Consider the following 21605-nt stretch of genomic DNA (forward strand, 5'->3'; position numbering starts at 1 on the left):
ACGGAAGCCCCCGCCGGAGTCCGGCGGGGGCTTCTGTCGTGCGGGCGGGGTGTCAGCCGGTGTTGCGCAGGCCGGCCGCCACGCCGTTGACGGTGAGGAGCAGGGCCCGCGCGAGCAGCGGGTCGGGCTCCGCGCCGGCCTCCGCGTCCGCGCGCTGGCGGGCCAGCAGGGAGACCTGGAGGTAGGAGATCGGGTCCAGGTAGGCGTCGCGGATGGCGAAGGTCTGCTGGAGGACCGGGTTGGAGTCGAGCAGCTTCTCGCCGCCGGTGACCTTGAGGACCTCGGCGACGGTCAGCGCGTGCTCGGCCTCGATGGCGTCGAAGACGTGCCTGAGGTCGTCGGGGACCAGGGTGTCGACGTAGTGGCGGGCGATCCGCAGGTCGGTCTTCGCGAGCGTCATCTCGACGTTGGCGAGGAAGTTGCGGAAGAAGTGCCAGTGCTCGTACATCTCGCCGAGGACCGGGTCGAGACCGGCCTCGCGGAGCGCCTTGAGGCCGGAGCCGACGCCGAACCAGCCGGGGACGATCTGGCGGGACTGGGTCCAGCCGAACACCCAGGGGATGGCGCGGAGTCCGTCGAGACCGGCGCCGGAGTCGGGGCGGCGCGAGGGCCGCGAGCCCAGGTGGAGGTCGGCGAGCTGGTCGACGGGGGTGGCCGCGAAGAAGTACGCGGGCAGGTCCGGGTCCTCGACGAGCGTGCGGTACGCGGTGTGGGCGGCGTCCGAGACGGTGTCCATGGCCGCGTCCCAGCGGGCGAGGGCCTCGTCGGACTGGCGCGGCGCGGTGTGCAGGGCGGAGGCCTGCAGGGTGGCGGCGACGGTCAGTTCGAGGTTCTCGCGGGCGAGGGACGGGATCAGGTACTTGTCGGAGATGACCTCGCCCTGCTCGGTCACCTTGATCTCGCCCTCCAGGGTGCCCCAGGGCTGGGCGAGGATCGCGTCGTGCGAGGGGCCGCCGCCGCGGCCGACGGTGCCGCCGCGGCCGTGGAAGAGGCGCAGGCGCACGCCGTAGCGGTGGGCGACGTCGCGCAGTCGGCGCTGGGCGCGGTGGATCTCCCACTGGGAGGTGGTGATGCCGCCGAACTTGGAGGAGTCGGAGTAGCCGAGCATGACCTCCTGGACGTCGCCGCGGAGCGAGACGAGGCGCCGGTAGGAGGGGTCGGCGAGCATGCCGTCGAGGATGACGTCGGCGGCCTTGAGCTCGTCGGTGGTCTCCAGGAGGGGCACGATGCCGATCTTGGCCCAGCCGCCGTGGAGGTCGATGAGTCCGGCCTCGCGGGCGAGGACGGCGGCGGCGAAGACGTCGTCGGCGCCCTGGCACATCGAGATGATGTACGACTCGATGACCTCGGGGCCGAAGCGCTCGAAGGCCTCCTTGACGGTGTGGAAGACGCCGAGGGTCTTCTGCCCGGCCGCGTCGAGCGGGGCGGGCGTGGGCGCCAGCGGGCGGCGCGAACGCAGCTCCTTGGCGAGCAGCTTCTGCCGGTAGTCGCGCGGCATGTCGGCGTACCGCCAGGACTCCTCGCCGAGGCGGTCGAAGAGCTGCCCGAGGGCGTGGTGGTGGGCGTCGGCGTGCTCGCGTACGTCCATCGTGGCGAGCTGGAGGCCGAAGGCCGAGAGGGTGCGGATGGTGCGGTCCATCCGGCCGTCGGCGAAGAGCCCGCCGCGGTGCTCGCGCAGCGAGGTCTGGATCAGGGTGAGGTCGTGGACCAGCTCGGCGGTGCCGAGGTAGTCGCGGCCATCCTGGTGGGGGGTGCCGGAGGCGAGGCGCTCGCGGGTGTTGAGGAGCTTCTGCCGGATGCAGGTGGCCTTGAGCCGGTAGGGCTCCTCGGCGTTGAGGCGCTTGTAGCGGGGGCTGATCTCCGGGAGGAGTTCCAGGTCGCGCTGGAGGGAGTCCAGGAGTTCCTGGGTGGCTCCGGTGTAGCGGATGGAGTTGGAGAGGAGTCCGCGGAGGTAGTCGACGAGTTCGAGGGCGTCGGTGATGCCGTGCTCGTGCTGGAGGATCAGCACGTCCCTGGTCACCTGGGGGGTGACGTTGGGGTTGCCGTCGCGGTCGCCGCCGATCCAGGTGCCGAAGGTGAGCGGGCGGGTACCGGCGGGCAGTTCGACGCCGACGCGCTCCAGCTCGGCGGCGAGGTCCTCCAGGACGTCACCGACGGCGTTGGCGTGCAGTTCGTCGAGGTAGTAGATGGCGTTGCGCGCCTCGTCGGCGGGCTCGGGGCGGACCACCCGGAGTTCGTCGGTCTGCCAGATGAGGTCGATGTTCTCGGCGAGCCTCAGGTCGTGGCGACGCCGGTCGGCCTCGATGACCGGGGTCTCCAGGAGGACCGCGATCCGGCGCAGCTTGTTGAGGACGGAACGGCGGGCGGCTTCGGTGGGGTGCGCGGTGAAGACGGGCCGTACGTTGAGGTTCCTGACCGTCGCGCGGACGTGCTCGGGATCGCCGTCCTTGAGCATGTCGGCGGTGCGGGCGAGGAGGCTGCCCTCGGCGGCGCGCTTCTCGCGCATCTCGCGGCCCCGGTGGACCTGCTCGGTGACGTTCGCGAGGTGGAAGTAGGTGGAGAAGGCGCGTACGAGCTTGGCGGCTGTCTCCAGCTCGACGCCGCTCAGCAGCTCGGCGGCGGCCTCTCCGTCCTCGCGGGTGAGGCTGCGGACCCGCTCGACGAGGTCGAGGAGTTCGTGGCCCTCCTGGCGGACGAGGGTCTCGCCCAGCAGGTCGCCCAGTCGGCGGATGTCGGCGCGCAGCTCGGCGCTGGCGGTGGGGGTCTGGTCGGCACTGCTCACAGGTGCGGCTCCTTGCAGTGTTTGAGCACGTCTGGAGGGTTCTGGAGGCTTGCGGACCGCGCTGTCCGACGCACACAGGATAGGTGTCCGTCTTCCCGGCGACGGCCCTGCCCCTGTTGTGCCCTCTTGCCGCGCGCCCCGGCGCTGCCATACTTACGACGCCGTAGGTTACGGAAGCGTAGCCACGGCCGTGTTTTCGCATGTTTTCTTGTCTTTTCCCCCACCCTCACCCTCACCCCCAGGGGACATCCATGACCATGAGCCCGGAGGTGACCTCACCCGAGGCACCCGAGCTGTCCGACGGCGCCCCTGCCATGACCTCCGCCACGCTCGGCGGGGACAGCAAGGGTTCGGTCGAGCAGATCGCGCTCCTGCTGTTCATCACGGTGCCCTTCGTGGCGCTGCTCGCCGCGGTGCCGCTGGCCTGGGGCTGGGGGGTGAGCTGGCTGGATCTCGGGCTGATGGTGGCGATGTACTTCATCGGCTGCCACGGGATCACGATCGGTTTCCACCGCTACTTCACGCACGGTTCCTTCAAGGCGAAGCGGCCGCTGCGGATCGCGCTGGCGATCATGGGTTCGCTCGCGGTGGAGGGTCCGCTGGTGCGCTGGGTGGCGGACCACCGCAAGCACCACAAGTTCTCGGACGCGGAGGGCGACCCGCACTCGCCGTGGCGGTTCGGCGAGACGCTCCCGGCCCTGATGAAGGGCCTGTGGTGGGCGCACATCGGGTGGATGTTCGACGAGGAGCGGACCCCGCAGCACAAGTACGCCCCCGATCTGATCAAGGACCCGGCGCTCCGGGCGATCTCCCGCCAGTTCGTGCTGTGGACGGTGCTGTCGCTGGCGATCCCGCCGCTGGTGGGCGGTCTGGTCACGATGTCGTGGTGGGGCGCGTTCACCGCGTTCTTCTGGGGCTCGCTGGTACGGGTGGCGCTGCTGCACCACGTGACCTGGTCGATCAACTCGATCTGCCACGCGGTGGGCAAGCGTCCGTTCAAGTCGCGGGACCGCTCGGGCAACGTGTGGTGGCTGGCGGTGCTGTCCTGCGGTGAGTCCTGGCACAACCTGCACCACGCGGACCCGACCTCGGCCCGGCACGGGGTGCTGCGCGGGCAGGTCGACTCCAGTGCGCGGCTGATCCGCTGGTTCGAGCTGGCCGGCTGGGCGTCCGACGTGCGCTGGCCGGCGAAGGCCCGCATCGAAGCCCGGCGCCAGAGCGCGTCCGCAGACGCGGCATGATGGAAGACGTGGCGATCGACGGCAGGACCAGTGGCACCGGCAGCGGCGAGCAGAAGCCCCGGCGTGGGCGCCGGGTGCGGATGACGGGCGCGGAGCGCCGGGAACAGCTGCTGGACATCGGCCGCACGCTCTTCGCCGCGAAGGGCTTCGAGGGCACGTCGGTGGAGGAGATCGCGGCGAAGGCCGGGGTCTCCAAGCCGGTGGTGTACGAGCACTTCGGCGGCAAGGAGGGGCTGTACGCGGTGGTCGTCGACCGGGAGATGCGGCAGCTCCTGGACGGGGTGACGGGGGCGCTGACGGCGGGGCATCCGCGGGAGCTCCTCGAGCAGGCGGCGTTCGCGCTGCTCGACTACATCGAGAACTACACGGACGGTTTCCGGATTCTCGTACGGGACTCCCCGGTGGCGCAGTCGACGGGCACGTTCGCGTCGCTGATCAGCGACATCGCCACGCAGGTGGAGGACATCCTGGGCCTGGAGTTCAAGGCCCGCGGCTTCGACCCGAAGCTGGCGCCGCTGTACGCGCAGGCGCTGGTGGGCAGTGTGGCGCTGACGGGTCAGTGGTGGCTGGACGTCCGGAAGCCGAAGAAGGCGGAGGTCGCGGCGCATCTGGTGAACCTGGCGTGGCACGGCCTGGACGGTCTGGAGCCGAAGCCGCGGCTGATCGGGCACCGGAAGAACTGACCGGGCCGTGCCGGGGCGCCGAGCACGAGGGACCGGACGGGAGATCCGACCGGACAGGAGATCCGACCGGACGGTCGGATTCGGCCGGGTAAACATCTGGTGCTCAGCCGTCCCGTGGGTAGACTCGTGTTCAACATCCGGGGGGGTGTCCCGACCGTCCGACGAGGTCGTCTCCGCGTGCATTCCGTCATGCGCTGACGCCGTTCGACGCCTGTTCGAGCCCCCCTGTTTGGTTCTGTCGAACCTCTGATCCCTGGGGGGGATCTCTTTTGTTCTTCATGCGTTCCAAGCGTGCCCGTCACCTCGTCGGCTGCACCGCTCTCGCCCTCTCCGCGGGCATGATCCTCGCGGGTCCCGCCTCGGCCGACACGCCGGCCCCGCACGCGGCCGTCGAGAAGCCCTCGCAGGCACCCGCCGCGCCGTCGAAGCGGGCCGTCCCGCAGGCCGACACCGCTCGTTCCGCCGGGATCGCCGGCGTCACGGCGGAGCGTCCGCCGTCCCGCTCGGACCTCGACGGTGACGGCAAGAGCGACATGGTGCTGCGCATCAACGGCACCCTGCAGACGGCGACGACGAACTCCTCGGGCAGCGAGTTCAGCCGTGGCGACGGCGACACCGCCTTCGCCACGGACATCATCCCGATCGGCGACCAGGACCTGAACGGCAGCCGCCCGGAGATCCTGACGCTCTCGAAGTACGGCCGGCTGAGCCTGTACGGCGACTCCACCCCGTCCTACGGCACCTTCCGCTGGTCCGGTGCGGGCTGGCAGGTCTACAACAAGCTCTTCTCGCCCGGCGACCTCAGCGGCGACGGCCGCGCCGACGTGCTGGCCCGTACGCCCGCGGGCGAGCTGTGGGCCTACGTCTCCACCGGCACCCCGGGCGCCCCGTTCCACGCGCCCAAGAAGATCGGCAACGGCTGGCAGGTCTACGACCAGCTGATCGGCCTCGGCGACAGCGACGGCGACGGCCGGGGCGACTTCCTCGCCCGTACGCCCTCCGGCGCGCTCTTCTACTACGGCAGCACCGGCAGCCCGTACACGGTGAAGCCCAGCAAGCTGGTCGGCCAGGGCTGGCAGCAGTACAACCAGATCATCGGCATCGACGACGACAACGCCAACGGGGTCCCCGACGTCCTCGCGCGCGGCGCCGACGGCACGCTGTGGGAGTACTACGGCACCGGCAAGGGCTACTACACCACCCGCCAGAAGGTCGGCTCGAACGGCGCCTGGGCCGGGGTGGACCAGTTCTCCGGCACGGGCAGCCTCCCGGCGCACGGCAAGGAGGGCATGGTCGCCCGCGACAAGGCCGGCACGCTCTACTGGTACGACGCGCTGAACAACGGCCGGCTGTCGGCCCGCGCCAAGATCAGCGACGACGGCGGCTGGGCCGGCTCGACGATCTACGAGGTCAACTCGCTGGGCCGGAACTCGGTCTCCGACACGCTGGAGACCTACCAGGGCCACCTGTACGGCAACGGGACGGACTTCGGCGGCGGCTGGGGCTCGATCAACCTGATCGCCGGCCCCGGCGACCTGAACGGCGACGGCAGCGGCGACTTCGTCGCCCGGGACCGCGACGGCGTCCTGTGGCTGTACCGCAGCAACATCGAGGGCACCTCCCTGCACGCCCGCGTCAAGATCGGCGGCGGCTGGAACGCGTACGACCGGATCGTCGGTTCGGGCGACTACAGCGGCGACGGTCTGAACGACCTCGTGGCGCGCGCCAAGGACGGCAACCTGTACCTGTACCAGGGCACCGGTCAGGCCGGCGACCCGTTCAAGCGCCCCGTCAAGATCGGCGGCGGCTGGAACGCGTACCCGAAGATCGAGGCGCCCGGTGACATCACCGGCGACGGCAAGGCCGACCTGCTCGCGGTGAACTCGGGCGGCGAGCTGTTCCGCTACTCCGGCACCGGCACGGCGGGCTCCCCGTTCAAGGCGCGTGCCTCGATCGGCACCGGCTACCAGACCTACAACGGCCTGTACTAGTCGTACCGCGCACCCCGTGAGACGCCCCGCACCGGTTCTCCGGTGCGGGGCGTCCCCCGTGCGCCGGGCCGTGTCCTGCCCGGGAGGTAAGCTCCCCCGCATCCGGGGGGTCCGCCCTTCGTACGCGTTCTCCTCCGCGGCGGGGCGCCGCGGACCCGTGCCCGGACCGAAGACATCCTGATCCCTGGGGGGGATCTCTTGCGTTCTGTTCCCTTCACCCGCACGCGCCTCGGCGTGTGCACCGCGCTCGCGCTCTCCGCGGGCATGCTGCTCGCGGTCCCGGCCTCGGCCGGTCAGCCCGGGCCGCACCCGGCCGTCGAGAAGCCGGCGGTCCGCTCCACCCCGCCGCCCCTGACCCGCCCGCTGAGCGGCGCGGCCCGGCAGTCCGCCCAGGCGACCGCCGGTGTCGGCGCCTCGCCGCAGCTGTCGGACTTCGACGGCGACGGCGGCGGCGATCTGATCTACCGCGATGCGGACGGCAAGGTCTACACGGCCACGACCTCCGGCCAGGGCGGCAGGTTCGGGTCCTTCACGGAGCCTCCGAAGGACATCATCCCGATCGGCAACCAGGACGGGAACGCCAGCGGCCCCGAGGTCCTGACACTGTCCCGGCAGGGTGCCCTCACCCTGTACGCGGACGCGACGCCCACCACCGCGAGCTACGCGTGGCGGGGCAACGGCTGGAACATCTACAACAAGATCGTCGCGCCCGGGGACGTGAACGACGACGGCCGGGCGGACCTGGTCGCCCGCGACCTCGACGGCAACCTGTACCTGTACTACGCCACCGGCAACCGCACCGCGCCGTTCTCCGCGCGGGTGGGGCTCGGCCCCGGCTGGAACACCTACGACCAGCTCCTCGGCATCGGCGACAACAACGGCGACGGCTGGGCGGACCTGCTCGGCCGCGACACCGCCGGCACCCTGTGGTTCTACGCCGGCACGGGCGACAAGGCGAAGCCGTTCGCCGCCCGCCGGTCCCTCGGCGGCGGCTGGGGCGTCTACAACCAGATCCTGCCCGTCGGCGACGACGACGGCGACGGCAACGGCGAGCTGATCGCCCGCGACCTGAAGGGCACGCTCTGGTACTACACCGGCAAGGGCGACGGCACCCTCGCGGGCCGTCAGCAGCTCAGCTCCACCGGCGGCTGGACCGGGGTCCCGCAGTTCGGCGGGGCGGGCAACAACCCGGTCACCGGCACCAAGGACGGCGTCCTCGCACGGACCACGGCCGGCACGATGTACTGGTACCGCGCCTCGACCGGGGGCGGCCTCACCGCACGCAGCCAGGTCGGCACCGCCGGCGGCTGGGCCGGTGCCGCCTTCACCCATCTGTCCACGATGGACCAGGACGCCTCGTCCGACATCGCGGAGATCTACCGGGGCCGTCTCCTCATCGACGGCGTCGACGTCGGCGGCGGCTGGGGCGTGTACAACACGATCGTCGGCCCCGGCGACCTGTCCGGCGACGGCAGGGGCGACCTGCTGGCCCGGGACGCCTCCGGCATCCTCTACCTCTACCCGGGCAACGGCACCGGCACCGCGCTCGGCGCCCGCGTCCGGGTCGGCAGCGGCTGGGGCGCGTACGACAGGATCGTCGGCGCGGGCGACCACACGGGCGACGGGCGCACGGACGTCGTGGCCCGCACCCCGGGCGGCGACCTGTACCTCTACGCCGGCACCGGCGTCGCGGGCAACCCGTTCAAGGGCCGGCTGAAGATCGGCACGGGCTGGAACGCGTACTCCAAGCTCGTCGCCCCCGGCGACCTCAACGCCGACGGGAAGGCCGACCTGCTCGGCATCACCCCGGGCGGCGACCTCTACCGCTACCTGAACACCTCGCCGGGCAGGTTCGCCGAGCGGGTCAGGGTCGGCAACGGCTACGGCGTCTACAACAGCATGTCCTGACACGACCGTGCGTCCCGGTGGCCCCGGGACCCGCGCGCGGGCGCCCCGTACCGGAGTTCCGGTGCGGGGCGCCCGCGCGTCCAGGGCCCGGCGGCGGTCACGCCCCGGCGCCGCTCACGGTTTCCTGCGGGCGACGGCGAAGATGCGGCGGAAGGGGAAGACGGTGCCGTGCGGGCCCGGCGGGTAGGCCTCGCGGAGAAGGGCGCGGTACTGCCCGAGGAAGGCGTCGACCGCGTCCCGGTCGTCACCCAGCACGGTGAGGACGGGCCGCAGGGCGGTGCCCTTGACCCAGTCGAGGACGGGGTCCTCGCCCTGGAGCAGCTGGCAGTACGTGGTCTCCCAGACGTCCGCCTCGCAGCCGAGGCCGGTGAGGCGGGTGAGGTAGTCGGCGGGGTTGAGGACGTGGACGGAGCGGTGGCCCTGGTCGCCGAGGCGGGGGCGCCATTCGGGGGTGCCGCAGAGTTCGCCGAGCAGGGTGTGGCTGGGCGCGGTGAAGTTGCCGGGGACCTGGAAGGCGAAGGTGCCGCCGGGGTGGAGTCCGTCGATCCAGCGGGCGAAGGACTCGGGGTGGTCGGGCACCCACTGGAGGGTGGCGTTGGAGACGATGAGGTCGTGGGGCTCGGTGGGCGTCCAGTGGGCGACGTCGGCGGACCGGAAGTCGAGCCGGCCGCCGCCGCGGGTGGTGCCGGACCAGTCCTTCCCGGCCAGCTCCAGCATGTCGGGCGAGAGGTCGTAGCCCGTGATGCGGGCGTCGGGCCACCGGTCGGCGAGGAGGGCCGTGACGTTGCCGGGGCCGCAGCCGAGGTCGGCGATGCGGGCCGGGCGGTCCTCGGCCGGGAGGTGCGGTACTCGGGCGAGCAGATCGAGGAAGGGCCGGGTCCGATGGCCGGAGTGGCGGAGGTACTGCCGCGGGTCCCAGGTCGGTGTGGTGGGTACGACGCTTTCCACGGAATGCATGCTCGAAGCCCCCTTGCTGGCACGAGTCGCCGAAACGGAACGTGGTTCCGGCGGGGTCCCTTCCCCGAAGCCCGGGGAATATATCTTTACATCAAGATACTCGAAGACAAGAAACTCGACCCCAAGAGACTTTATGTCAACAGACCCTCTACACTGATCGTCATGGAGGACGAGGTCGACCGACTGGTCGCAGCATGGCGCCGCGAGCGCCCCGACCTCGACGTGGAACCGCTCGAGGTGCTCAGCCGCGTCTCGCGGCTCGCCCGGCACCTCGACCGCGCCCGTCGGCTCGCCTTCTCCGAGCACCAGCTGGAGCCCTGGGAGTTCGACGTCCTCACCTCACTGCGCCGGGCCGGAGCGCCCTACCAGCTCTCCCCCGGCCAGCTCCTCACCCAGACCCTGGTCACCTCGGGCACCATGACCAACCGCATCGACCGGCTCACCAAGAAGGGCCTCGTCGAGCGGCTGCCCGACCCCAGCGACCGGCGCGGCGTCCTCGTCCGGCTCACCCCCGAGGGCCGCGACCGCGCCGACGAGGCACTCGCCGGACTCCTCGCCCAGGAGCGCGCCATCCTGGCCCAGCTCTCCCGCGCCCAGCGCGGCGAACTGGCCGGACTGCTACGCCGGCTGACCGCCCCGTTCGACAACGTCCCCGGCTAGACCGGACAGCGGCGCCTCACCCAGCCGCGCGGGGCCCACGCCCGCCCGGCGGGCCAGCGCCACCGCCGCCAGGGTCGAGTGCACCCCGAGCTTCCCCAGCACGTTCTGCATGTGCGTACGGACCGTGTGCGGCGACAGGAAGAGCCGCTCCGCGACCGCCTTGCGGCCCAGACCCGCGACCATGCACCGCAGCACCTCCCGCTCGCGCGGGGTCAGCGACTCCACCAGACGCTCGCTGTCCGTCCGGTGCTTGCGCACCTCCGTCAGCTCCCGCAGCACCCCGGTGAGCAGCGCGGGCGGCAGATGCGTCTCGTCCCGCAGCACCCCCCGCACCACCGCGAGGAGCCGTTGCAGCGAGCAGTCCTTCGCCACCCAGCCGGAGGCCCCGGCCTGGAGGGCGAGCGCCGCCCGCCGCGGGTCGTCCTTCTCCGCGAGGACCACGGCGCGGACCGCGGGCTGCGCCCTGCGCACCCCCGCCACCAGCGAGATCCCGTCAACGGCACCCTCGGCGCCCTCGGCGTCGTCCGGGACCGCCCGGGCCACGGCCGCGCCCGGCGGGCCCGCGCCCAGCTCGGCGTCGACGAGCAGCACGTCGAACCTGCGCCCCTCCGCCGCACCGCGCTCCAGGCAGCGCAGGGCGGCCGGGCCGCTTCCCGCGGCGGCGACGTCGACGTCGGGCTCCGCCGCGAGTGCGGCGGCCAGCGATTCGGCGAAGACGCGGTGGTCGTCCACCACCAGGACACGGATACGTGCCACGGACACCCCCAAGTGTCGAGGAACGGAACCGACGCGGGCACGGCGCCGGAGGCGGGTCCGTCGGATGCGCGGCCGCCGCCGTGCGTTGACTGTTACCCCGCTTCCGGCGCCGTACCCGACCGGGACTCGCACCCTGAACAGCACCGGCCCCCACCGGCGCCGCCCCTCAGAGTAGGGGTGGGGCGTCACGGCGGGGGCCGATTCGCGGAACTGTCCGAAGTCGCGCGTGTGCGGGGCGGGTTCAGATCCTGCGCGCGCCCTCCGCGGGGACGGCCGGGAAGATCCCCGGAGGGGCGTACCCGGCCTCGGCGAAGGCCTTCTCCACGGCGGCGACGACCGCGTCCGCCCGGTCGGTGTCGACCAGGACGACGGCCGAGCCGCCGAAGCCGCCGCCGGTCATCCGGGCGCCGAGCGCCCCGGCGGCGTTCGCCGCCTCGACGGCGAGGTCCAGCTCGGGGCAGGAGACCCGCAGGTCGTCGCGGAGGGAGGCGTGCCCCTCGGTGAGGACCGGGCCGACGGCGCGGGTGGCTCCGGCGTCGAGCAGGGCGATGGTCCGCTCCACGCGCGCGTTGTCGGTGACGACGTGCCGGACGTACCGCCGCATCGTCTCGTCGCTCAGACGTGCGAGGGTTTCGGGCAGGCGCACGGCGCTCACGTCGCGCAGGGCACGGACACCGAGCGCCCGCGCACCCGCTTCACACCCGGCGCGCCGCTCCGCGTACGCGCCGTCCCCGAGGGCGTGCTTCACCCGGGTGTCGACGACGAGCAGCCGCAGCCCTTCGTGGGCGAGGTCGAAGGGGACCTGGCGGTACGAGAGGTCCCGGGTGTCCAGATGGAGGGCATGGCCCTCCTCGGCGCACGCGGAGGCCATCTGGTCCATGACCCCGCAGGGCACGCCGACGAAGGCGTTCTCGGCGCGCTGCGCGAGCCGGGCGATCTCGGCCCGGGTGAGCCCGAGTCCGAACAGGTCGTTCAGGGCGAGCGCGGTGACGACCTCGAGGGCCGCCGAGGAGGAGAGCCCGGCGCCGGTCGGCACGGTCGAGGTGAGGTGCACGTCCGCGCCCGTCACCGGGTGCCCCGCCTCCCTCAGCGCCCAGACGACACCGGCCGGGTAGGCCGCCCAGCCGCCGCCCGAGAGCGGCTCGAGGGCGTCGACGGCGAGCTGGACGACACCGCCGTCGATGTCGGCGGAGTGCAGGCGCAGGACGCCGTCCTCGCGCCGGGAGACGGCGGCGACGGTGGTGTGCGGCAGCGCGAGCGGCAGCACGAAGCCCTCGTTGAAGTCGGTGTACTCCCCGATGAGGTTGACCCGCCCGGGGGCGGCCCAGACACCGTCGGGTGCGGCGCCGTACAGCGCCTCGAAGTCCTCGGTGACGCTCATGCGGAACCCTCCTCGCGGCGGAGCCGGGCGAAGGCCCAGGCGTCGGCGACGACGGCCGCCAGGTCGGGCCGGGACGGCGTCCAGCCGAGCCGCTCGCGGGCCGCGTCGGCGGAGGCGACCAGCACGGCCGGGTCGCCCGGGCGGCGCTCGGCGGTGATCTCGGGGACCGGGTGCCCGGTGACCTTCCGTACGGTCTCGACGACCTCGCGCACGGAGAAGCCGTTGCCGTTGCCGAGGTTGCAGACCAGGTGCTCACCGGCCGGCACCGAGCCCACCGTCATCGCGTCCAGCGCCAGCACATGGGCCTCGGCCAGGTCGGCGACGTGGATGTAGTCGCGGACGCAGGTGCCGTCCGGGGTCGGGTAGTCCTCGCCGTACACCGAGATCGCCTCGCGCTCGCCCAGGGCGACCTGGAGGACGAGCGGGATCAGGTGCGACTCGGGCGCGTGGCGCTCGCCGAGCGGGCCGTACGCCCCCGCCACGTTGAAGTAGCGCAGCGAGACGGCGGCCAGGCCGTGGGCGGCGCACTCCCCGCCGATCATGTGGTCGACGGCCAGCTTGCTCGCCCCGTAGGGGCTGGTGGGCGCGGTCGGCGCGGTCTCGGTGATCGGCACGGTCTCCGGCTCGCCGTAGGTCGCGGCGGTCGAGGAGAAGACGAACCTGCGCACCCCGGCGGAGCGCATGGCGGCCAGCAGGGCCATGGTGCCGCCGACGTTGTTCTCCCAGTACTTCTCCGGCCTGGCGACGGATTCGCCGACCTGGGAGAAGGCGGCGAAGTGCAGGACGCCGTCGTAGGTGCCGTCCAGCCACTTCGCGGCGTCCTGGACGCGGCCCTCGACGAACTCGGCGCCCGCCGGGACCGCTTCGGCGAAACCGGTGGAGAGGTCGTCGAGGACGGTGACCCGGTGGCCCCGCTCCAGGAGGTGGGCGGCGACGACGCTGCCCACGTATCCGGCCCCACCCGTCACCAGGTACTTCTTCGTTTCCGTGCTCACTCGGCGGTCGCCACCTCTCGCAGTCGTCGGGCCGCGTCCTCCGGCCGGACGTCGTTCATGAACGCGCCCATGCCGGACTCGGTGCCCGCGAGGAACTTCAGCTTGCCGGAGGCCCGTCGGACGGTGAAGAGCTCCAGGTGCAGTCCGAAGTCCTCCCGCCGGGCGTCCGTGAACGGCGCCTGGTGCCAGGCGGCGATGTAGGGCGTCGGCGGCTCGTCCGGGCCGAAGATCCGGTCGAAGCGCCTCAAGAGTTCCAGGTAGACCTGTGCGCACTCTGTGCGGGCCGCCCCTTCGAGGGCGAGGAGGTCCGGCACCCGGCGCTTGGGGTGCAGATGCACCTCGTACGGCCAGTGGGCGGCGTACGGCACGAAGGCGATCCAGTGCTCGGTCTCCAGGACCACCCGCTCGCCGTCGGTCCGCTCCCGCTCGACCACGTCGTCGAAGAGGTTCCGGCCGGTCTCGGCCCGGTGCTCGTCGAGGCGGCGCCGCATGGCCGCCGTCCGGGGGGTCACGTAGGGGAAGGCGTAGATCTGGCCGTGCGCGTGGGGCAGGGTGACGCCGATCTCGGCGCCCCGGTTCTCGAAGCAGTAGACCTGCTCGACGCCGGGGAGCGCGGAGAGTTCGGCGGTGCGGTCGGTCCAGGCGTCGAGGACGAGGGCGGCCCGCTCCTCGGTGAGGTCCGCGAAGGAGTCCGTGTGGTCGTCGGTGAAGCAGACGACCTCGCAGCGGCCGACGCCGCCGGAGAGCGAGGGGAAGCGGTTCTCGAAGACCACCACCTCGTAGCTCTCCTCGGGGATCTCGCTCTCGCGTCCGTCCCTGGCGGGGCAGAGCGGGCAGGCGTCGGCCGGCGGGAGATAGGTGCGGGACTGCCGGTGCGAGGCGACGGCGACGGGGTCGCCGGTGAGGGCGTCGTAGCGGATCTCCGAGCGGGAGACGACGGGGGTGAGGGGGCGCGGGTCGACGGCGGTGCGGACGGTGTCGTCACGCGTGTCGTAGTAGATCAGTTCGCGCCCGTCGGCGAGCGTGGTGACGGTCTTCTTCACGGGGGTGCCCTCCGGGGCGGATCAAACAGAACCACACACAAGGAACCACATTCCAACATCACCGTCAACGGTGAAGCCCGGTCCCGCGGATGAACGGAACCGGACGGAACGATGAATCAAGGCGTCAGGGCCTCAGGGCGCCACGACGCCGGGGCATCAGCGGCCCCGTCACACCGGCCGGCGCGGGCCCGGCAGCACCCGGTCCAGCAGCCCCGTACGGGCCGCGAGCGCCGCCGCCTCCAGGCGCGAGCCCACCCCCAGCTTCATCAGGACCCGCTGCACATGCGTCCGCGCCGTGCTCGGCGCGATCCCCATCCCCGCCGCGATCAGCCGGGTGTCCTCCCCCTCCGCGACCCGGACGAGGACCTCCGCCTCCCGCTGCGTCAGCAGCCGCAGCAGTCGCTGCCCCTCGTCGTCCGGCTGCGCCGAAGGGTGCAGCAACTCCTCGAAGGCCGACCTGAGCAGCTGCGGCGCCACCGCCGACTCCCCCGCCCTGGCCTTCACCAGGGCGCGTTCGACGCCCTCGATGCGCTCGTCGTGCCGTACGTAACCGGAGGCGCCGGCCGCGAACGCCGCCGCGATCCCGCGCGGCGAGGGCACCGGGCCGAGCACCACCACCGCCACCTGCGGCCGCTCCCGCTTGATCCGCACGACCGGGTCGAAGACCCCCGCCAGATCCGGTGTCGCCGTGCCCAGCAGACAGACCTCCGGCGCCCGGCTGACCACCAGCTCCGCCGCGCCCGCCACCGGCGCCGCCGCCGCGAGCACCCGGTGCCCGCGCAGCTTGAGCGCCGAGGCCAGCGCCTCCGCGAGCAGACGGTGGTCGTCCACCACCACCAGGCGTACGCCCATCCCGGTCATCCCCCTCCTCCGCGCCCGCCGTCCCCCGGCACGCCTGACCCGGCAAGGTACACGCTCCCCCGCCCCCCATCGCCCCAACCGCGAGCGGTAGACCCGTCCCGGTGCCGAATTCCCCCCTTCCCGGTGACGGCCACGGCCCTGGCGGGGGCCGGACGAGGGGCCGGGACGCACGTGGGCCCCTCCGGATCACCGGAGGGGCCCACATCGGTCGTGCGTCGGTCGTGCGTGCCGTCAGCGCGGCACGGCGAAGGAGACCACCAGGTACTTCTTGTCCGTGGCGCCCTCCCTGGCCTTGCTCACCAGCGTCTCCGCGATGAACAGCCGCCCGTCCCCGTAGAGGAGTTCCGCACCGGTGAGGCTGGTGTTGGTCTCCATCGCGCGGATCGAGCGCTCGCCCGGGTTCTCCAGGAGGAGCGTCTCCTTCATCGTGCCGGCGTTGATCGACACGATCCTGCCGCCCTTGTCGTACGGCGGCTCCTTGTACGCGATGAGGTCGCCGCCGTCCATGCGGAGCGGCACGAGGGTGTACTTGTCCCCCGCGTCCGCCTTCTCCGGCACCATCTTCCCGGTGGCCAGCTCGAAGGCGATGATCTCGTTCGTCTCGTCGCCGTACTCGCCGGTGGAGCCCTCGTGCTCCTCGGTCGGCACGTACAGGCGGTTGTTGCCGACGAGCACCTGCTGGCAGGACTCGACCTTGGTCGAGCGGCAGCGGCCCGCGTACTGGTCGGCATCCGCCGTGATCTTCGCCTTGAGCTTCCCGGTCTTCTCGTCGATCGAGAAGAAGTCCGAGATGCCGCTGCCGTCACCGGCGGTGTCGCCGACGTCGGCCGCGACGACCAGCGGCTTGGTGGAGACCACCGACGCGTACTTCACACCGGTCGGCATCTTGTACTGCGAGACCGGGGCGCCCGTCATCGGGTCGAGGTTCTGGATCAGCACGGACTGGCTGTCGTACGCACCGCACTTGCGGACCGCGACCAGGCCCTCGCCGCCGCCGTACCCCAGGTCGTAGCAGTTCTGGTCGTTGGCCTGCGGCTTCCAGCGCGCGTTGCCGTTGGCCAGGTCGAAGGCGGCGCCGCCGTCGGTGCCGCCGGCCGCGACCGTCTTCCCGCTGAGGGTGACCTCGGAGAAGCGGACCTTCTGGTCGCCGCCGGTACCGCCGGTGACCGAGGAGGTCCAGAGCAGCTTGCCGGTGTTCAGGTCGACCAGGCCGACCTCGGTGCACTGCTGGTAGTAGCGCGGCGCGACGCGCTTCTTGGCCTCGAAGAGGATCGGCACCTTGTTGTCGGCCGTCTTGTGCCGGGAGGCACCGCAGACCTGACCGGCCAGCGGCAGGGTCCACTGGACCGTGCCCTTGTCGTGGTCGTAGGCGACGACCGAGTTGACCCCGGTCTTCACGTACGCCTTGTCGGTGATCCAGGAACCGGAGACTTCGGTGACGTCCGGGACCTTCGGCTCGTCGACCGAGAAGGCCAGCTTCGCCTGCGTGTTCGCGGGCGCCTTCTCCTTGCCGTCACCGCCGAGACCGCTGTTGCCGCCGGTCTTCCCGCCGTCGCCGCCCGTGCCCTGCGAGGTGCCCGCCGAGCCCTTGGCCTGGTCGTCCTTGCCACCGCCGCCGTCGGAACCGGCGTACCAGATACCGACGCCGACGATCAGCACGACGGCGACGGCCGCCGCGATGATGATCTGCATCTGCGCCGACAGCTTCCTGCCGCCGCCGGGCGCCGGCGGTGGGGTGGGCTGCTGGAACCCGCCGTAGGCCTGCTGGGGCTGCGTCGGGTAGCCGTACGGGGGCTGCTGCGCCGGCTGCTGCGGCTGACCGCCGTACGGGGGCTGCTGCGGCTGCTGCGGCTGACCGCCGTAGGGAGGCTGCTGCGGCTGGGCGCCGGGGTAGCCGTACGGCTGCTGCTGGCCGTAACCCTGGCCGGGCTGCTGCTGCTGCTGCTGCTGCTGCGGGTAGCCGTAACCCTGGTCGGGCTGCTGCGGATAGCCGTACGACTGGTCCGGTCCCGGGGCGTGCTGCGGGTAGCCGTAGCCCGGCTCCGGCTGCTGCGGCGGGGGCGTCGGGGCCCCGAAGCCGCCCTGCGGATCCGGGGGCTGGTTCGGCGGCGGGGGTGGCTGCGTCATCGGTCCTCGTACCTCACTTGCTGAACGCCATCATCGTCTTGACCAACTTCTCTTCCTTGTCGTTCGAGGCGGAGACGCGCCCGCTCGCCACGACGAAGGTGCCGCCGCCGTAGGCGTACCCCGGGCTGTAGAAGCTGTTCTCGATCTCGGAGGTCGACGCCGGGTGCTGGAGCAGGATCTTCGGCGCGCCACCGGTCGGGGCGAGCGTCGCGACCGCGCCGCCCTTGTCGTACGAGGAGTCCACGTACAGCAGCACCTCGGAGCCCTCCATGCGCAGCGGCGTCATGGACTGGCCCTCGGGGGCCTTGGAACGCCACGTGGGCTTGCCCGTCCTCAGGTCGAACGCGACGACCTCGTTGGACTTGCCGTAGCCGACGTCGGTGGCCATGTAGAAGTTGTTCGCGTCGGCCGCGACACCCGTGCAGCCCTCCAGGTTGCGCCCGAAGACGACGAACGAGCCGCCGCAGGACGGGGCGAACTTGTCCTTGCCGCCCTGGATCTGCGAGCGGAGCGTGCCGTTGGGGTTGAGCGTGAAGATGGTCCACTTCTTCGGCTCGCGCTGGGTGGCGGACACGACCAGCGGGTCGACCGAGTAGACCTTGTCGACCTCCCAGCCCGCCTCCAGCTTGAAGGTGTACCGGGGCTTGCCGGTGGCCGCGTCGACCGGGCCGATGGCCTGGATCTTCTTGGAGCTGCTGCCCGAGGGGCAGTCCATGGCCGCGATCAGCTTGCTGCCGCCCGCGTACGCGAACGGCTTGCAGCCGCTCGTCGGGCCGGTGAACAGCTGCCTGCCGTCGGCGAGGGAGAAGCCGTAGGCGCTGCTGGTGCCGGCGACGGTCAGCGTGTTGCCGCTGATGGCCAGGGTGTTGTCCGAGAACGCGAAGAGGCCCTTGGGCTTCGGCACGGACTTCTTCCAGCCCGCCTTGCCGGTCTTCAGGTCGATCTGCTGGAGCTCGCTGCACTTGGCGCCGTCCTTGGCGCTCTCGGCGTAGCCGAAGACCATGACACCGGTCGCCGAGGGGTTCGCGGGCGCCGCGCACAGCTCGAACGGCACGTCGACGTGCCACTTCGGGGAGCCGTCGGTGAGGCTGTAGCCGTCGACGCCCTTGTACATGGCCTTGACGACGGTGTCGCCGACGATCCAGGGGCCGTAGACGTCGGCGCCGTTGCGGGGCAGGTCGACGTCGTTCTTCAGCAGCCAGTTGACCTTCGCCTCGCCGTCCTTGCGGCCGGCGTTGAGGTCCTCCTCGCCGTTGGATCCGTCACCGGAGCCGTCGCCCTTGTCGACCGACTCCGTCGGCTTGGGGACGTTGGACGAGGACGAGGCGGTGGCGGTCGGCCCGGCGATCGGGTCCTTCTCGTCGTCACCGCCGACGACGGCCCAGGTGGTGACGGCGGCCACCAGGACGGCGGCGGCGGCCACGGCCGCGACGACACCGGTCCGGCCCTTGAGGGGCCCGCCGCCACCGGGCGGGGGCGGCGTCTGGCCGCCCTGGTACATGGGCTGCGTCGGGTGACCGCCGTACGGATTCTGCTGCTGGCCGTACGGGCCGGGCTGCTGCGGCTGCTGGCCGTAGCCGGGCTGCCCCTGCTGGGGGTAGCCGTACGGGGGCTGCTGGCCGTACGGGCCGGGCTGGCCCTGCTGCGGGTAGCCGTAACCGGGCTGCGGCTGCTGCCCGTACGGTCCGGGCGCGGCCGGCGGCGCGGTCGGCGGCATTCCGGGCGGACCGGCCGGCGGCGGCGGGGTCTGCGGCGCCTGCGGCGGGACGGGCGGCGTACCCGGGGTCTTGCCCAGGTTCGGGCCCTGGTTCTGGCCCTGGTTCTGGCCCGGGGCCTGGTTCGGATCCTGGGGAGCTCCGAAGCCCCCCGGCGGCTGGTTGCTGGGCGGCTGGGTCATCAGCGGTTCCCCCTTGACGTGAGCGGCTTTTCTTTCTACCACTCGCGTGATGGCGCAAAAGCGACCGGTCCACCCCTTGTACCCAAGGGAGGACCGGCCCGTGATGCCCTCGTTATGCGTCCTCGGCCAGTTCGAGCCAGCGCATCTCCAGTTCCTCGCGCTCCCCGGCGAGTTCGCGGAGTTCCGCGTCGAGCTTCGCCACCAGCTCGAAATCGGTGGCGTTGTCAGCGATCCGGGTGTGCAGCTTGGCCTCCTTGTCGGAGACCTTGTCGAGCTGCCGCTCGACCTTCTGCAGCTCCTTCTTCGCGGCGCGGGCGTCCGCGGCGGAGACACCCGGCTTCGACTGCGCGGGCGCGGCGGCGGGCGTCGGGACGGACGCCTCGATCATCTTCCGGCGGCGCTCCAGGTACTCGTCGATGCCGCGCGGCAGCATCCGCAGGGTCCGGTCGCCGAGCAGCGCGAGCGTCTTGTCGGTGGTGCGCTCGATGAAGAACCGGTCGTGGGAGATGACGACCATGGAGCCCGGCCAGCCGTCGAGGAGGTCCTCGAGCTGCGTGAGGGTCTCGATGTCGAGGTCGTTGGTGGGCTCGTCGAGGAAGAGCACGTTCGGCTCGTCCATCAGCAGACGCAGCAGCTGGAGGCGGCGGCGCTCACCGCCGGAGAGGTCGCCGACCGGCGTCCACTGCTTCTCCTTGGTGAAACCGAACTGCTCGCAGAGCTGGCCGGCCGTCATCTCACGGCCCTTGCCGAGGTCGACGCGGTCGCGGATCTGCTGGACGGCCTCCAGGACCCGCAGGGTGCCCGGGAGTTCGGTGACGTCCTGGGAGAGGTAGGCGAGCCGGACGGTCTTGCCGACCGTGACGGTGCCGGCGGCGGGCTGGATCTCGCCCTGGCTGACGGCGGCGTCCGCGAGGGCGCGCAGGAGTGAGGTCTTGCCCGCGCCGTTGACGCCGACGAGACCGATGCGGTCGCCGGGGCCCAGCTGCCAGGTGAGGTGCTGGAGCAGCGTCTTCGGACCCGCGGTGACGGTCACGTCCTCCAGGTCGAAGACCGTCTTGCCGAGCCGGGCGTTGGCGAACTTCATCAGCTCGGAGGTGTCGCGCGGCGGCGGCACGTCGGCGATCAGCTCGTTGGCGGCCTCGATGCGGTAGCGCGGCTTGGAGGTACGGGCGGGGGCGCCGCGCCGCAGCCAGGCCAGCTCCTTGCGCATCAGGTTCTGCCGCTTGGTCTCCTCGGTGGCGGCGATGCGCTCGCGCTCGGCACGGGCGAAGACGTAGTCGGAGTAGCCGCCCTCGTACTCGTGGACGTCACCGCGCTGCACGTCCCACATGCGGGTGCAGACCTGGTCGAGGAACCAGCGGTCGTGGGTGACGCAGACGAGCGCGGAGCGGCGCTCCTGGAGGTGCTTGGCGAGCCAGGCGATGCCCTCGACGTCGAGGTGGTTGGTGGGCTCGTCGAGGACGAGGAGGTCCTGGTCGTCGATGAGCAGCTTGGCGAGCGCGATACGGCGGCGCTCACCGCCGGAGAGCGGGCCGATGACGGTGTCGAGACCGTTCTCGAAACCGGGCAGGTCGAGCCCGCCGAAGAGCCCGGTGAGCACGTCGCGGATCTTGGCGCTGCCCGCCCACTCGTGGTCGGCCATGACGCCGATGACCTCGTGGCGGATGGTGGCCTTCGGGTCGAGCGAGTCGTGCTGGGTCAGCACGCCGAGGCGCAGCCCGCCGCTGTGGGTGACACGGCCGGTGTCGGCCTCCTCCAGCTTGGCGAGCATCCGGATGAGGGTGGTCTTGCCGTCGCCGTTGCGGCCCACGACGCCGATCCGCTCCCCTTCGGAGACACCGAGCGAGACCCCGTCGAGGAGGGCACGGGTGCCGTAGACCTTGGTGACGGCCTCGACATTGACCAGATTGACGGCCACGTTGACTCCTGTACGGGGTGATCGATCGACGTCCCAGGGTACGTCCCCGCACGGACCGCCCCGGGCCCCCGGCATCAGGCCCCCGGGCGGCGCCCGGCCCGTTCCACCAGCAGCCAGCCCGCCAGGGCGAGGGCGACGGCCGCCGGGGCGGTGACCGGGACGGCGATCAGGATGGCCGAGTGGCCCGTCAGGAGGCCGCCGAAACCCGTCAGGGAGAGACCGAGGACACCGAGCAGGGCGAGGGTGATGCCTGTCCGGCCGCCCGGCCGGGGTGCGCAGCCGCCCGCCCCGCCGCCGCTCGCGCTGCCAACCGGCCCCATGCCCTCGGCCACGTGGGCGACCTCGCGGCCCCGGCTGCCGTGCTCCCCCGGCGGCCAGCCGTCAGCCTCTCCTCAGCCCACCCAC

16 protein-coding genes are annotated in these 21605 nt (G+C 72.1%); 5 read left to right on the top strand and 11 right to left on the bottom strand.

The window, feature by feature from the left end:
• Positions 1-52 precede the first annotated feature (52 nt).
• The gene (gene ppc, locus V4Y03_RS13180) at positions 53-2782 is read right to left on the bottom strand and encodes a phosphoenolpyruvate carboxylase (protein WP_317874567.1); all 2730 of its coding nucleotides are present in this window, start codon (positions 2780-2782) and stop codon (positions 53-55) included.
• A 251-nt stretch (positions 2783-3033) separates the two neighbouring features.
• Between ppc and V4Y03_RS13185 the strand changes: the two genes are divergently transcribed.
• From V4Y03_RS13185 to V4Y03_RS13200, 4 genes are all read left to right on the top strand, one after another.
• On the top strand, positions 3034-4023 hold the full coding sequence (locus tag V4Y03_RS13185; protein ID WP_442809590.1) for an acyl-CoA desaturase: 990 nt from the start codon (positions 3034-3036) through the stop codon (positions 4021-4023).
• Positions 4023-4706, top strand: a complete 684-nt coding sequence (locus tag V4Y03_RS13190; protein ID WP_073916044.1) for a TetR/AcrR family transcriptional regulator — start codon at positions 4023-4025, stop codon at positions 4704-4706. Before V4Y03_RS13185 ends, V4Y03_RS13190 begins: the two co-directional genes overlap by 1 nt.
• A 278-nt stretch (positions 4707-4984) precedes the next feature.
• The gene (locus V4Y03_RS13195; RefSeq protein ID WP_332435042.1) at positions 4985-6697 is read left to right on the top strand and encodes a VCBS repeat-containing protein; all 1713 of its coding nucleotides are present in this window, start codon (positions 4985-4987) and stop codon (positions 6695-6697) included.
• A 198-nt stretch (positions 6698-6895) separates the two neighbouring features.
• Positions 6896-8605, top strand: coding sequence for an FG-GAP repeat domain-containing protein (locus tag V4Y03_RS13200; protein ID WP_332435043.1), 1710 nt, complete (start codon positions 6896-6898; stop codon positions 8603-8605).
• Between the two features lie 114 nt (positions 8606-8719).
• Here V4Y03_RS13200 and V4Y03_RS13205 read toward each other — a convergent pair whose 3' ends face one another.
• A complete protein-coding gene (locus V4Y03_RS13205; protein WP_332435044.1) occupies positions 8720-9562 on the bottom strand; it encodes a trans-aconitate 2-methyltransferase in 843 nt (280 codons plus the stop codon).
• Positions 9563-9724: 162 nt separating this feature from the next.
• Between V4Y03_RS13205 and V4Y03_RS13210 the strand changes: the two genes are divergently transcribed.
• Positions 9725-10222, top strand: a complete 498-nt coding sequence (locus V4Y03_RS13210; RefSeq protein WP_056554248.1) for a MarR family winged helix-turn-helix transcriptional regulator — start codon at positions 9725-9727, stop codon at positions 10220-10222.
• Here V4Y03_RS13210 and V4Y03_RS13215 read toward each other — a convergent pair.
• The 9 genes from V4Y03_RS13215 to V4Y03_RS13255 all read right to left on the bottom strand — a co-directional run bounded on the left by V4Y03_RS13215 (position 10181) and on the right by V4Y03_RS13255 (position 21532).
• The gene (locus V4Y03_RS13215; RefSeq protein WP_332435046.1) at positions 10181-10978 is read right to left on the bottom strand and encodes a response regulator transcription factor; all 798 of its coding nucleotides are present in this window, start codon (positions 10976-10978) and stop codon (positions 10181-10183) included. The genes V4Y03_RS13210 and V4Y03_RS13215 overlap by 42 nt on opposite strands.
• A gap of 241 nt (positions 10979-11219) precedes the next feature.
• Positions 11220-12359, bottom strand: coding sequence for a galactokinase (galK, locus tag V4Y03_RS13220; protein ID WP_332435047.1), 1140 nt, complete (start codon positions 12357-12359; stop codon positions 11220-11222).
• Positions 12356-13354 carry a UDP-glucose 4-epimerase GalE gene (galE, locus tag V4Y03_RS13225; RefSeq protein WP_332435048.1) on the bottom strand — a complete coding sequence of 333 codons (999 nt, stop codon included), beginning with the start codon at positions 13352-13354 and terminating at the stop codon, positions 12356-12358. The genes galK and galE overlap by 4 nt, the downstream gene beginning before the upstream one ends.
• Positions 13351-14397, bottom strand: coding sequence for a galactose-1-phosphate uridylyltransferase (galT, locus tag V4Y03_RS13230; RefSeq protein WP_317877409.1), 1047 nt, complete (start codon positions 14395-14397; stop codon positions 13351-13353). The genes galE and galT overlap by 4 nt, the downstream gene beginning before the upstream one ends.
• 168 nt (positions 14398-14565) lie before the next feature.
• The gene (locus V4Y03_RS13235) at positions 14566-15249 is read right to left on the bottom strand and encodes a response regulator transcription factor (RefSeq protein ID WP_317877412.1); all 684 of its coding nucleotides are present in this window, start codon (positions 15247-15249) and stop codon (positions 14566-14568) included.
• A gap of 240 nt (positions 15250-15489) precedes the next feature.
• Positions 15490-17385 carry an outer membrane protein assembly factor BamB family protein gene (locus V4Y03_RS13240; RefSeq protein WP_332435049.1) on the bottom strand — a complete coding sequence of 632 codons (1896 nt, stop codon included), beginning with the start codon at positions 17383-17385 and terminating at the stop codon, positions 15490-15492.
• Between the two features lie 13 nt (positions 17386-17398).
• Positions 17399-19282: a hypothetical protein gene (locus V4Y03_RS13245; RefSeq protein ID WP_332435050.1), complete on the bottom strand. Its 1884-nt coding sequence runs from the start codon at positions 19280-19282 to the stop codon at positions 17399-17401.
• A 112-nt stretch (positions 19283-19394) separates the two neighbouring features.
• Positions 19395-21200 (bottom strand): ABC-F family ATP-binding cassette domain-containing protein, encoded by a 1806-nt coding sequence (locus V4Y03_RS13250; RefSeq protein WP_332435051.1) that lies wholly within the window; start codon positions 21198-21200, stop codon positions 19395-19397.
• Between the two features lie 74 nt (positions 21201-21274).
• Positions 21275-21532, bottom strand: a complete 258-nt coding sequence (locus V4Y03_RS13255) for a hypothetical protein (protein WP_443079782.1) — start codon at positions 21530-21532, stop codon at positions 21275-21277.
• Positions 21533-21605: the final 73 nt, after the last annotated feature.

It is taken from the genome of Streptomyces sp. P9-A4, assembly GCF_036634195.1.
In the GTDB taxonomy this organism is placed as follows: domain Bacteria; phylum Actinomycetota; class Actinomycetes; order Streptomycetales; family Streptomycetaceae; genus Streptomyces.

What these genes read in the sequence shown, in the direction of transcription:
- V4Y03_RS13205 (WP_332435044.1), bottom strand. Translation starts at nt 9,562, where the DNA reads ATGCATTCCGTGGAAAGCGTCGTACCCACCACACCGACCTGGGACCCG.
- V4Y03_RS13190 (WP_073916044.1), top strand. Translation starts at nt 4,023, where the DNA reads ATGGAAGACGTGGCGATCGACGGCAGGACCAGTGGCACCGGCAGCGGC.
- V4Y03_RS13240 (WP_332435049.1), bottom strand. Translation starts at nt 17,385, where the DNA reads ATGACGCAGCCACCCCCGCCGCCGAACCAGCCCCCGGATCCGCAGGGC.
- V4Y03_RS13195 (WP_332435042.1), top strand. Translation starts at nt 4,985, where the DNA reads ATGCGTTCCAAGCGTGCCCGTCACCTCGTCGGCTGCACCGCTCTCGCC.
- V4Y03_RS13210 (WP_056554248.1), top strand. Translation starts at nt 9,725, where the DNA reads ATGGAGGACGAGGTCGACCGACTGGTCGCAGCATGGCGCCGCGAGCGC.
- V4Y03_RS13235 (WP_317877412.1), bottom strand. Translation starts at nt 15,249, where the DNA reads ATGGGCGTACGCCTGGTGGTGGTGGACGACCACCGTCTGCTCGCGGAG.
- V4Y03_RS13185 (WP_442809590.1), top strand. Translation starts at nt 3,034, where the DNA reads ATGACCATGAGCCCGGAGGTGACCTCACCCGAGGCACCCGAGCTGTCC.
- V4Y03_RS13245 (WP_332435050.1), bottom strand. Translation starts at nt 19,282, where the DNA reads ATGACCCAGCCGCCCAGCAACCAGCCGCCGGGGGGCTTCGGAGCTCCC.
- galK (WP_332435047.1), bottom strand. Translation starts at nt 12,359, where the DNA reads ATGAGCGTCACCGAGGACTTCGAGGCGCTGTACGGCGCCGCACCCGAC.